This window comes from Anaerobiospirillum sp. NML120449 (assembly GCF_023051105.1).
Taxonomy (GTDB): Bacteria; Pseudomonadota; Gammaproteobacteria; order Enterobacterales; family Succinivibrionaceae; genus Anaerobiospirillum.
On sequence record NZ_JALKIL010000041.1, the window covers coordinates 1 to 11,922 of the forward strand.

The 11,922-nt window shown below is 52.1% G+C and carries 8 protein-coding genes; 3 read left to right on the forward strand and 5 right to left on the reverse strand.

Annotated features, from left to right (window positions below; genetic code table 11):
- Positions 1 to 334: 334 nt before the first annotated feature.
- The 4 genes from MXE41_RS10575 to MXE41_RS10590 form a co-directional block, all read right to left on the reverse strand.
- Positions 335 to 880, reverse strand: coding sequence for an Rsd/AlgQ family anti-sigma factor (locus tag MXE41_RS10575; protein WP_246978690.1), 546 nt, complete (start codon positions 878 to 880; stop codon positions 335 to 337).
- A 67-nt stretch (positions 881 to 947) separates the two neighbouring features.
- Positions 948 to 2,567 (reverse strand): peptidoglycan DD-metalloendopeptidase family protein, encoded by a 1,620-nt coding sequence (locus MXE41_RS10580; RefSeq protein ID WP_246978689.1) that lies wholly within the window; start codon positions 2,565 to 2,567, stop codon positions 948 to 950.
- A 1,375-nt stretch (positions 2,568 to 3,942) separates the two neighbouring features.
- Complete coding sequence (locus tag MXE41_RS10585) at positions 3,943 to 4,332, reverse strand: lysozyme inhibitor LprI family protein (RefSeq protein ID WP_247100465.1); 390 nt, start codon at positions 4,330 to 4,332, stop codon at positions 3,943 to 3,945.
- Between the two features lie 845 nt (positions 4,333 to 5,177).
- The gene (locus MXE41_RS10590) at positions 5,178 to 5,582 is read right to left on the reverse strand and encodes a lysozyme inhibitor LprI family protein (RefSeq protein WP_247100466.1); all 405 of its coding nucleotides are present in this window, start codon (positions 5,580 to 5,582) and stop codon (positions 5,178 to 5,180) included.
- Positions 5,583 to 6,762: 1,180 nt separating this feature from the next.
- Between MXE41_RS10590 and MXE41_RS10595 the strand changes: the two genes are divergently transcribed.
- Entirely contained in the window at positions 6,763 to 8,046 is a 1,284-nt protein-coding gene (locus MXE41_RS10595) for a DUF416 family protein (protein WP_247100467.1), read from the forward strand.
- A gap of 52 nt (positions 8,047 to 8,098) precedes the next feature.
- Here the strand turns inward: MXE41_RS10595 and MXE41_RS10600 are convergent, their stop codons facing one another.
- Positions 8,099 to 8,344, reverse strand: coding sequence for a hypothetical protein (locus MXE41_RS10600; protein WP_247100468.1), 246 nt, complete (start codon positions 8,342 to 8,344; stop codon positions 8,099 to 8,101).
- Between the two features lie 431 nt (positions 8,345 to 8,775).
- Between MXE41_RS10600 and MXE41_RS10605 the strand changes: the two genes are divergently transcribed.
- A complete protein-coding gene (locus tag MXE41_RS10605) occupies positions 8,776 to 9,147 on the forward strand; it encodes a PilZ domain-containing protein (protein ID WP_246978684.1) in 372 nt (123 codons plus the stop codon).
- A 1,534-nt stretch (positions 9,148 to 10,681) separates the two neighbouring features.
- Positions 10,682 to 11,839, forward strand: a complete 1,158-nt coding sequence (locus tag MXE41_RS10610; RefSeq protein WP_246978683.1) for a globin domain-containing protein — start codon at positions 10,682 to 10,684, stop codon at positions 11,837 to 11,839.
- Positions 11,840 to 11,922 lie beyond the last annotated feature (83 nt).

An 11,922-nucleotide genomic window follows, 5' to 3' on the forward strand; every position in this document is an offset into this window, starting at 1 on the left:
CCAGCCTCAAGCAGCTGATTAATAGAATCTTTGTTTAAAGTGACCTGAATCTGGTTTGCCATAAGGTTCCTCCGTTCAGGTCATTATACTTAAGAAATACAAATCATTTTAATTACCTACAGTTCCTTTGACCGGCCAGTTGCGCCTGCCCTGCATACAGCGCTGCAAGGCAGCCTGAAACGACTGGGCATACGGGCAGGTCTTGGCATCAGGGCAGGACGGGGCATCCGCTCAGACGGTGCATCCGGCGCAGCTGGTGCGCATGGAAAGCCCTGGCGGCCGTAGCAGCTGAGGCGGCTGGAACGCCTTAGCAGCCGGAGCCTGTAGCAGTCTGTCAGCTGTTTTCAGCGGCCTGCTCACGGGCGGCTACTGTGTCTCTGATATTGAGCACGCGCAGACCCTTGATGAGGCGGTCCTCACTCTTAAAGCGCAGCTCCAGACACTCGCCTACACGGGCCAGATCGGACATGAGAGAATCATACTTGGTCTCATCCATATCCTCTGCATAACGGTCATTGAAGTTGAGCAGGAACTCGGTGGTTTTCTCAATCTTTGGCATAGCGCGATGAGCAATGGACAGAGAGCGGCTTGAGGACTTCTCAAGCAGTCCCATTATCTTGGGATAGAGATCGAAGTGACCGTGGGATACGTAATCGATGAGATGGTCGCAAAAAGAGGTGATGGCTGATACAGGAGGGTAAGAGTTTTCCTGTGAGTAAAGGTCGTCACTGGCCGCATCATGACCGCCCTGAGCTGTCAGCAGCTGCATGTACTTAAGAACCAGAGTCTGACGTGACTGAATCATTTCATTGATCCAGGCGTAGCGCTCCTCGACCTCCTGCAGGGTCGTATTGAAACCGCCTATGGCTTTCACAGTCATTTCGACCTCCTGAAAAAACAAACCCATGTCCAGAACCAGCCGGACATGGGATCATCTTAACAATTATTTAGTCCTTTTGGGCAATTAATGAGTCCTGATAGAGCTCTTTTTTGAACATGGCTACATTACTGTTAAATCGCTGACGGTACTTGCGGGCCACGGTAGTATCGTCATTGGCTGGCAGGGTAATGCGCATGGCGTTTACAGGACGGCCGTTGCGTCGCAGCTCGTAGTGCAGGTGAGGTCCGGTAGAGATACCGGTATTACCCGAGCGGGCAATCATCTGGCCAATCTTGACCGAGTCACCCTGCTTTACCAGCAGCTTTGAGCAGTGCATATAGACTGTAGAGTAGCTGCCACGGTGGCGGATAATGATGTAGTAACCGGCAGTACGTGAGTACTTGGCCAGCTCAACCACGCCGTCAGCAGGAGAAACAATTGGAGTACCCACTCTTACGGCAAAGTCAGTGCCGTTATGAGGTCGAATCACACCGGTTACAGGATGGCGACGGCTGGGATTGAAGTGGGATGAAATAATTACCTTGCCATCAATAGGGAAACGACGGAAGGTCGAGCTTGCTGCATTGTAGCCTCGCTCGTCATAATACTTGTCGTCAGCGAGGTTACGGTAGGCTGAAAGAGTGCCCACCTTCTTGAGCTTGAGCTCAATGGCGTTGATTTTTCCGGCGCCCTTGTCCTCAGAGAAGAGCACACGAATGGAGTCGCCTGGCTGAATATGACGGGTAAACTGCACCTGGCCCTTGAACAGATCGGTAATCTGACGGATCTCAGAATAGGTAAGACCGGCTTCATGGGCGGCATTTGAGAAGCTGTCACCCTGCTCGATGGTAGCTACTACCAGGCGGCCACGGTTACGATAGGCAGGACCATCACCAAGAGTGCTCGACGGCACCAGCTTGCCATTTTCATCCAGTACCATGATGTGCTCGCCCTTTGGCTCGCGCACTACATCAAAGTTCATGGTGGTAACGTCGCTGCGGGTAAAGCGCCACTGCTCGTCACCATTGATCTGCTTTACAAAGCCGGTGAGATTATTGTCCTTGTCAAAGCTGAAATATACCTTGTGACCTGGACGCAGATTGGTCACGTTGCTGCCGGCCTCAGGATTATCGGCAATGGCCATCATGACAGCATAAGGAATGTTCATGTCCGAGAAGATGGAGCTCAGGGTGTCGCCGCGCTGCACATCTTCAGCTATCCAGTTGATCTTTTGAGCTGCCATGGAGGCGTCTTTGCTGGCCAGCTCGTTTAATGAGGCCTCGAGTGCAGATTCATCAGTATAGGAAAGGGCAGCAGTCAGATCGTCCTCATCGTAGTTTTCCATTGAGCCCAGTTCAGACTGGGTGTAAACATCCTGGTTGTTGTTATTTTCGGAAATGAGAACGTCACTTGACGATGCCGGCAGGTCATTGTCATTGGTGAGCAGAATATCTGTAAGGGAGCGGGTTGGATCGATTACGTCCTCGTAACCGTTTTCGTCCCCTATATCGCCGTACACTGGCGGATTGTGAGAGGCAACTGTGGTAACGGTTCTGTCCTGAGGCAGGGCGAAATATAGAGCACTGGCAAGAAATACAGTGCTGGAGATGGCTATAACATGTTTTTTCGAGAGCGGGTACTTGCTGGCAGACAGGTCGTCCTGAAAGATATAGTCTTCAGTTTGCATTTTTTAACCAGGTTATGGACTACATCAAAAGCGCCTTTCTTTCCCTACCTATATGTTGTCATTTCGCATTAAGGACTGAACAGAAATCTGTTACAGGACAGAACAGTGAGATAAATCCTGGCAGAACCTGGCACCACCTGTCCCCGGGAACAGCCGGGAATTTTCATGAGGAGCTCAGCCTGCAGTCCGGGATAAATACTGGTGCTCTCATGAAGTGACTTTATTTTGTCACTTTGTGCGGCACAGTTTGTGCAGTATTGGGGCGGCACAGCCATACACAGCGCAAAGCCGGGCAGTGCTCCATGGTTTACTGCAGTTACTGAAATAGAGCAGGGTTAAAACAGCAGTGCACTGCTTTAACCGGATAAACCTGAACAGAAAATGCTGATAAGACTTTGAACTCAGCGCCATCACGGACCATGCGCCCGGGCAATGAGCTTACGAAAACACAGAGATATCAGAAAATGCATCACGCCTGATGCGGGTAAAAATACTGTCGCATTAACGACAGGCCACAGTTACAAAAGAAAAGTGCTGTACTGGTACAGCCGACTGCTCACTGCATGCCCGATACCGGCAGTTACGGCCTTGTAAAGCCGTCCCCAACACCTGAAATGCTCCAAAGCAATATTCAGGGCCTGATAATCAGGACATTTCTCACATGCAGGCATTTTTTGCAGAAAACAGCCTGAAAAGACCCACCACAGCCCGCCTCCGATAAATCCAGCCTGCAAACACCAAGTGCCAGCACAGGCACAGGCTGAAATACCCTGATCCGGGGATTGATGAATCAGTTATCCAGTTAAGACATCAGCACAGGAAAAAAGTTCCCACCCCGACGTCTGAATGATCAGCTATTTTAGCAGTCTCAGCCTGTCTACTCAATCGACCCGGCGCCCTTGGGAATAACAAAATTATGCAACCATAAATACAAAACCGGGAGAGCTCCCGGTTTTATTATCTGCTTGCGCCCCGATAAATGGCACAGCCATTACGCAACAAGTCTAAGCCCGCCCTCCAGCCATCATGATGACCATCATGACAGCTATCACGCAGCCAGGCATGCATCCCACATTCACGGACATCATTCATCCCGGCATTCAGCCCACCATGCAGACTGGCAAGGTGCATGCCGGCAAGTATGCCTGATGACTTTCTGACCAGCATTCCGGCCATCACTCATACCTGCGACGGTTGCAGCCCCGGGGCCAGCCCTGCAACCATCAGAACAGCTGCAAAAGAAGTCACAGCCCAGCTGTATGTATATACCCCGTATTCTCATACGCGTTTTACCGGTACTGCGGCGCCCGCTCCCTGGTCATGCCGGGGCACTGATTTCAGGACTCTGAGCTTATCCGTATCAGGCTATGGGATGTTAGAGCTCCTCATACTTGAGAATACTCTCAAGATATTCAGCCTGGGCATTAAGCATTTCAGTCTCAGCCTGACTGGCGACAACCAGATAAACGTTATTTTCCATGGTCCTGTAGAAGTCACGGGCACTGTCGCGATACTTCATCCAGGCATCATGGTGAGCCTTGAGCTTTGCTTTGCTTTCCTCAGAGATACTTGAGCTCATGACTGCATTTAAAGCATCATTAATACGGGCCTCCTGACGGGCAGACTCAGCATCGCAACAGGCAATGACTGCTCCGGTCACGCCGTTTGACATGTCCATGCACTGCTGAAAATCAGGAGAAAACTCAGCCATTGCCGAGGTGGAAACTAATGAGCCAAATGCCAGGGCGCTCAGGTACTTTTTCATGCAAAAAAATCCATTGTGTCTTTTGATCAGGCAGTTACGACCACCAGAGCCAGCTGACAAAAGGACTGCAGGCAGCTCAGGCATGTAACTGACAGAACCGACCGGTCTGCCTGTTCAGGATATAGACTTACCGGACAAAATTGTACAAAAATCCCTGACCCTGCCCGAAAATGAGCCCCCTGTCGCACTTTGCAGCACAGATCCCGCCATTTTTCCCCTCCATACTGCCCTGCTTGCACTGTTGTTTATCACTGACCAGTTTCGATATTTGCCCGTCAAATCCCGACTCACCACATGCCAGAGCCATGGCTCCGCAGCACCGCCCGCCCCGCCGACAGCCCCAATGCCATAACCAGCCCCTGCTCTGCTGACGCCCCCGGGCATGCTCAGGCCTGGCATTGTCAGCACTTGCATGGCCTGGCCTGCAAGCCAGAACCACCAGGACCCTGCAAGGTCAGGGCGCAGGCGCTCACTGTTGCGGCGTCCGCTTTATGGATAAGACCTGCAGCCCTGAAATGCATCAGGGCAGGTGGCCCTGTCGTATTTATTACGACAGAACCATCCTGCCCTGTTAAATGCAGTGGCTACAAAAGCCAGCACGTTCATGACCGTGCAGACAGTTCGGATCAGGCCGATGTTCAGTTAATACTGATGCAGAACGTGCATGTATGGGCTGCTCCTGCAGCCACTCACTGTCAGGCCCTGACTGGCATTTGTGCCCTGCATGGCTTTGGTGCCCTGCATGGCATTGGTGCCCTGCGAGCAGTGATTTGCAGGCGGCGCTCCAGAGGCGGGCTTAGAGCAGTTGTACGCCATTTACAGCGCGCAGACCTGATGCGTACTGATTACTGAAGAACACCTGTACTATAGGCAATACTCTCAAGGAAGGTAACCTGACGTACCAGGATTTGGAGGTCATTTTCTGCACCGCTAAATCTGTACATGGTGCCTTCAATGGTTTGGAAAATCTCATAGGCTGAATTGCGGTACTTAATCCATGCTCTCTGGTGAGCCTTAATCTTGTCTTTGGTTGCCTGCTCCACATCAGGTGACTTCATCAACAGACCATAAATCCTGTTGAGTTCCTTGTCCTGAATTTCACTTTCAGTAACAACACAGTCAAGCATTGCGGCGGTAACACCGCCGGACTCATCCAGGCACTTCTGATAATCTGCGCTCAGTTCAGCGCTGGAGGCTGATGCTGAAAACAGAGCAGCACCACAAACTGCGGCACAAATGATCTTTTTCATTGAGATAACTCCAGTTTGTTTAAGCACCAGCACCAATTACCAGTGCTTGAAAAGTCAGAACAGAACAGGTAAGTGCAAGGACACACCCGCTCATCACTGTCATCATACTACAGTAACTGCATCGTCCTCCCTGCCCCAAACTGCAGATGTGACCACTGCACACAAACAGGCATACCCGTTCAGTTCTGGCCGGACAGGGTCCACTCCACGTCCAGGGCAAATGCTATGGCCATGGCCAGGTCCAGCCATGGTAAGGTCCAGCCATAGCCAAGTCCAGCCATGGCCAGGTCCAGCCATGCCTGTGTCCCGGATCTGGTCATATCAGGTGCACAAGGTATTGCTATACCAAAGATCAGCTGCCGCCTATGTCAGTCACAGCGCAGGACAGGAGCAGGAGCTCAGTTCTGTTTCACGCCCCGCGCCTAGCGCCGCCGTCTGCACTTGCAGAACCTGCAAATACATAGCCCCCAGTTGCAGCGCTCAGGGGCGGGGCACTGACTGCCGCCCGGAAAAACATCAGGGCAGGAAGCATTGTCGTATGTATTACGACAGCACCGTCCTGCCCTGTTAAGTACAGCAGCCGCGAACGGTCCGAAAGTGGATGACCTTTCAGGCTCGAACTGGCCTCTGACTGATCCTTATGCTGCCTGCACTGCGCTGCAAGACTTGATGAGCAGCGCCTGGCCTCAGCTTATGGAACCCCCTCAGTCGCTTCAGGGAACTGCACGGACCATACCGCCCTGGGCTTGACCAGTGCAGTGCTGTTATGGACACAATGACGCGCGTAAATAACAGACGGCACCGCATGGTCATGCAATCCCGTAAATATCGCCTTTGCAGGTGTTTGGGATATAATATTAACAGCTGCATAAGAGCTGATATACAGCTTGCTGTCCCTGCTTATAAGGCTGCACTTAAGGTCATAATGGCCTGTTCCGGATGCCCTAAATCAACAGCCGCACTTCACTGCTGCAGCTGTCAGCCTTAACCATAAAGAACTTTCCTGCCCAGCCGCTGTTAACAGCTCTGAGCAAGCGCCCATGGCGCTTTCAGTGCCGCCTGCCGCTTTGATGCGTCATTAGATGCAATCATTTCCGGCCTGGATCAAATGTGCCCTTAAAACTGTTTATCCCTGATACCGTCGAGGTGAATTTTGATTTTTGGTGAAAAATTCCATCCCATGCTTAAAAAGATGCCGCCATGGCGTCACAGTCTCTTTGCCCTGGTGCTGGCTACCCGCTCCTACAGCAACTTTGCCCTGTGGTGTGAAGTCAGACAGGTGCAGGGTCGCACCGAGTTTCTCAACGCCCTGAGACAGTGCTGGACTTATCACTTCGACAAATTCAACCACATCGACCTTGAGGCCGCCTTCGAACAGGTTGAGCCTTATCTGCCAATGGAGCTTGAGGACTATACCGAAGGTGACAGCTTTGCCTTTGACGTGTCCGTCATGCTCGACGTAGCCCTCTCCTCCGTCCCTATGAGCTCAAAGAACGCCCAGAACGCCTCCATGGCATCCATGGCCAGCGTTATCCGCTACTGTGAGCACAACTACCCGGAACAGGAACTTGATGAAGACGCCCTGCTCGAACTTGAGGAGATTCAGGGTGAGATGCAGTTCCAGATTGACCTTATGTACAAGGTCATGGAGCCACGCTCAGAAAAGAATGTCCAGGAGCTGCTGCGTTTTGCCCTTGCCCCTGAGGTTAGCAATATCGGCCTTGATATTGAGCTAAGCTACGAGGACTTTGCTGACTGCTTTGTCATTTCAGCCCGTGACAGCGACGCCGATGGCGGTGCAGATGGCGCCACCAGTGCAGGACGCCCCGGCGAGAGCTCCGACGAGAACGTCTGGGGCCAGCTGCCAGCCAGGAAAAAGAATGCCAAAGCCTCCCGCAACGGCACTCAAGGCAGCAGCAATGAGGGCAGCGACAGCCCGGAGAGCGATGCTCAGTACGAAACTGCAGACGGTGTGGCCATCACCGATGGCGATGACTTTGCTGATCTTGATGACATTGATGATGAGTCCGACCTGACAGCAGCCGCTGACACTGGCGCCAGCAGCGCCGGCAATGCCCGGGGCGCTCATGGCCATGCAGTTTTCACCGAGGACGATGCTCTCCTGGAAAGCGACACAGACACCAGGTCCCCAGAGAACACTGCCCGCGCCTCTGAGCACGGTCACGGCCCAAAGCGCCGTGAACGCTCAGGCAATCGCGACAGCCGTCATCCTGGACGCCGCGACGGCCGCGACGGCCGGGATGGCGCCCGCAAGGGCGGTCGTGACGGACGTGGCCGCCACGGACGTGGTGAGAGCCAGGGCCAGGAACGTAACAGCTATGGACGTGATGGTTCAGGCCCACGTCACGGACGTGACAGAGCAGGAGGAGATCGCCAGTCCCGCAGCCCTGCCAGACGTTCGACCACTGTCTATGGACCATATGGATCCAGGACCGAAAATTAACCTTTAAAGTGCACGTTCTGCTGTCCCAAACACTTGATAACCAGTATAACGTTTACACAGTAAAAACCCCCTGAAAACTGTCCATATTTGATTTTACAAACTTACAGTTAAGAATAATCTGCAGGGCGGATTTACCGTGTTCTAATGCGCTTTTAACAATATTGTGATGCGCTGCATCACAATTAGAAATAATCGCCTGTACGTTTTTTATGGTGTAACTAGAAATATAGTATGAATCAGGATAAACTAGTTCCAGTTCAATATCACAGCTATATGCTTTGTCCAGTCTTTCAGACATCAGGACTGGCATTGAAGCACAGTTGAGAAAGGCCGGTTATCCGGAGTCAGTGGTGATCACTATGTCGATCGCTTTTTTGCTTGCTTAATCGTCAATTTGCGTTCTTTTGTGTCAGAAAAGGCACCTGGTAACGCCGGCAACCTTATTAACTGGCAGCTGTCAAACATTCAAACTAAGGTTTAACTGCTGAGTTCCCCTGCTACGGGGGAGTATTCAGGCACGGTTTTTCTGAGCGTACATCAGCCCGTTTTGGATGTAGCAGCGGAATCTCCGGGCACTCACGCCTGTCAGTTCAGACATCAGGCTGACAGAGTACCCCGTGAAAGCCCTTTAATCCTGACTGCAACCAGCATCAGGATCAGTGCAGATTTTTCAGGCCAGGTTCTTAATTACATCAGGAAACAAGCTTAGGAATACTAAGGAATATGAATATGGAGCGCCGCAAATACTCTCGTGTTGCCCTCGATCTGGAAGGCATCTTACAATCTGAAGTTCAAAAGAAGAATTACATGGTTCTGGTACATGACGTATCCCTCAAAGGAGCGTTTGTAGAGCTGCGAAATTTTGAAGACGATCCTCATTTCTTTAAAGGCCAGAAGTACAGGCTGGTTATCGAGCTGCAGGCCACTACCAAGATCACCATGCTCATGATTTGCCGTCACGTAATAGGCAAGAAGCTGGGTCTGGAGTGTGAGCGTATTGATTCAGATTCAATTTCCAACCTGCGCCGTCTTGTTGAGATGAACGTAGGCCGCTCAGATATTCTTGGCCGTGAGCTTAACGTTCTCATGCATAATGACTGATAAAAAGATTATCCATAAAATGCCAGACGAAATGTCTGGCATTTTATTTTGTCCCGTACCCACCCCAGACCAGCAAGGTCCATCCCGTATCCGACTGCCATGCAAGGACGCCCACAGTCCTGCCGGCCACAGCACAGACAGGCGTCAGCTGACCGCTGCCACCATCTGACCACCTGCCAGGACACAACCCCTGCATTTGTGACAGCCGCTTCTGCTGCATAGCCTGATTGTGCCAGTCATGCGCTATTTAGCTTTCATACCTGCCGGAAATCATCCCGCTTACTGTTGCAATCTGTCCCTGCCAGCATTGCCCCCATCCATGCAGCAGCTTGTTCAGCAGCTTGAGCATATTGCGCATCCAACTCAGCAGCTTGCGCATCCCGCTCAGCAGCTTGCACTGGCCCTATGGAGCAGCTTTTTCAGCCCTTTCAGCCTCTTGCACGCCCCCATTGAGTTGTCCAGGCAACTCCAGTTCAACAGCAGGGAAATTTACGTCCCGTCCCTAATCACCCAGTCCATTATTCAAAGCATGCAGCCCCGACTGCAGAGGCCGCCGCCGTCCTGCATGTCGCGCCGCTGCAGGCCTGCCTGCCTGCCGCGCCCGCCTTTTAGCCGGTGAAATCGCTCCCTCAACTCTTCACTGCCGTCGGTGGTACTGGTCAGCCCCTGTGTAACCGCATATGCAGCGGCGTGCTGACAAAAGCCTAAGATACGCTTCACATTTCACCTGGGGCAGTATCAGGCCAAGTGGCAGCATTACCTGTTGTCAACGTCATGCGTAATTTGTGAAAAAGCGCAGTGTGAAGAGACCCGCATCTTTGAGAATATGGTCAATTTCTGAACAAATATGTTCTCTTGCTGTGCAAATCAGCATAGGTAGTTGACAAATTAACTGTAAGGCAGGTGATTACTTTGATGCATGTGAAAGAATTTCACCAGAATACTCATTGTCACTGTGTAAGTGCTGACTTACTATATCTGGAACCAGCCATGTATGTAAAAGTCCGGAACACCTTGAATTCACACCTTGCAGCGCGCCGCCCAACACTAAACAGTGTTGCCCGGCCACAGAAGTTAAGAGTGCAGATTTATATGTCCTGGCAGCCCCCAGTTTCCAAAGCTCCATGCCTTAACTGCCCCGTTTGATTTCATTACCAGACTTGGAACATGACCTTGGCAGGCCTGAATGGCCTGAACTGGCCTTAACTGGCCTGAGAACATACCCCATCAGGCAAACCTTATATCCCACTGCCTTATAAAAACCGGCATATCATCATACTGCGCCACAGCATGAAGCTGTCAGCACAATGCTCATCATGCCCCGCCTCAGGCAAAATGCAGCCATGCTAAGAACATGCTGTATTAAGCTCAGGCGTGTGTGTACACAAAATGATACGAACCGTACCAGGTCAGCTTTCTGCCTGCTGACACTGTGAAGTTATGATGCGGTATACAAGGGATATTATCCCTGTTGTTATCGCAGCTCTCTTTAGAGAGCGCGATGTCAGATAATTCGTCAAAAAGGAAAATCTACATGCTTACTGAGAACCAGATTGCACTGATCAAAGCTTCAGTTCCAGCTCTTCAGGAGCACGGTGTAGCCATCACTACTGCCATGTACCGCCGCATGCACGCTCTCAATCCTGAGATGCGTCAGCTCTTCAACCAGGGCCACCAGCGTGCCGGACGTCAGCAGATGTCCCTTGCCATGGCCGTTCTTGCCTATGCTCAGAATATTGAGAACCTTTCAGTTCTGGGCGATGCAGTAAAGCACATCGCCAGCAAGCATGTATCCCTCAACATCCGTCCTGAGCACTACCCAATCGTAGGCGGCCACCTGCTGGAGGCCATCAAGGAAGTTCTGGGCGATGCCGTAAATGACGAGCTTCTTGACGCCTGGGCTGCAGCCTATGGTCAGCTTGCAGATCTGCTCATCAAGGTAGAGGCCGACCTGTACAACAGCGCTGCCACTGCCAAGGGCGGCTGGTCTGGCTGGCGTGGTTTTGTTATCACTGCCAAGACCCAGGAAACCAGCGACATCACCAGCTTCGTGCTCGAGCCTGCTGATGGCGGCGAGCTGGGTGATGTAACTGCCGGTCAGTTCGTATCCGTACGTGTATTCCTCAAGGACGACAAGCTCATTCAGCCACGTCAGTACACTGTTAATGCTCACGACGGCAAGTCCATGCGTATCAGCGTACGCCGCATTGATTCTGTAAACGGCAATCCAGCCGGCATGGTCTCCAACGCTCTGCACGACAACTACAATGTTGGTGACATGGTTGAGGTTTCCCCACCACTGGGCGAGTTTGTACTTGAGAAGGGTCAAAACCCTGTAGTAACCATCACCGCCGGTGTTGGTATTACCCCTGCTCTGGCCATGTTAAAGAGCTCTGACATGAGCGGCCGTGCCCTCAACTTCTTCCACGTCTGCCGCGATGATGCTCACATGCCTCACCGTGCTGAAATTGACGCCCTGATTGCAAGGGAGCCAGGCAGAAAGCTCAATGTCTTCCATACTGCTGAAAAGGGCCGTCCAGGCGAGGCTGACATTGCTGCCCAGATCGTTGACGGCGCCACCTACTATGTCTGCTGCCCAGGCGACATGATCAAGTTCGTTACCGACACTCTGGTCAAGAACGGCGTTCCACAGAGCGCTGTCCGCTACGAGCGCTTCGGCACCGGCCGCTAACAGCAGGCATGGCCCGGCACGCTCTGCAAGTGCAGAGCAGCCTGGACTTTTAAGGCCTGCTTACGCAGCCCCATAAAAAGCGT